Source organism: Pannonibacter sp. I15F10I1, assembly GCF_900185665.1.
Classification (GTDB): domain Bacteria; phylum Pseudomonadota; class Alphaproteobacteria; order Rhizobiales; family Stappiaceae; genus Pannonibacter; species Pannonibacter indicus.
In genome coordinates, this window is the sequence record NZ_FYAN01000006.1 from 1 (window position 1) to 887 (window position 887).

1 protein-coding gene is annotated in these 887 nt (G+C 63.5%); it reads left to right on the forward strand.

Annotated elements, in window-relative coordinates; translation table 11 throughout:
• Positions 1 to 68: 68 nt before the first annotated feature.
• On the forward strand, positions 69 to 887 hold an 819-nt coding region (locus tag IF10I1_RS04510), incomplete at its 3' end, for an ISAs1 family transposase (protein WP_186424374.1).

Sequence of the window (887 nt, forward strand, 5' to 3'; positions counted from 1 at the left end):
TATGTCGAATAAGGGGTTGTTTTACTGAGGCAAATCGATTCATGAGTTCTCCGTCCCGGGAGGTTGCGATGAGTAGATTTGCCGCTTGTTTTGAAGCTTTGCCTGATCCGCGCAGCAGCAACGTGCGCCATCCGTTGACGTCGATCCTGTTCATCGCCATCGCGGCGATCATCTGCGGGGCCGAAAGCTGTACCGACATGGAGGACTTCGGCCATTCGAAGCGCAGATGGCTGAAGTCGATCGTGCCGCTGCCCCATGGCATTCCCAGCCACGACACCTTCTCCACTGTCTTCCGCCACCTTGACACCGAGGCCTTCGAGGCGGCCTTCCGACGTCTCACGGCCAGCTTTGCCAAAGGGATCGAAGGGGTGGTGGCGATTGATGGCAAGGCCGTGCGCGGCGCCTACCGCCGCGGGGCCAAGGCAACGCCGCTGCACCTCGTCAACGTCTGGGCCGCCGGTGCCGGCCTGGTCATCGGCCAGAAGACCGCGCCAAACCGCAATGAAGTGCAAGGCGTTCTCGACGCGCTCGCGCTGCTGACGCTCGACGGTGCCACCGTCACCGCCGATGCCCTCCACTGCAGGGCTGACACGGCACGGGCCATTCTGGCCACCGGCGGTGACTATGTTCTGGCCCTCAAGGACAACCAGCCCAGCCTCCTGAAGCAGGCCAAAGCCCTTATCGAAGACGGGGACCGGATCGACAGCATCCTGCTCGCCCCGAAAGCCGCCCATGACCGGACCGAGACGCGCCGGGCCAGCGTTGTGGCCGCCACGGATATCGGCTTCCCCGGGCTGCAGGCCGTCGGCTCCGTCGAGACCTTCCGCCTTCATGCAGATGGCACCCAGACCAGTCATGTCCGCTTCTTCCTCCTGTCCAGGATCATG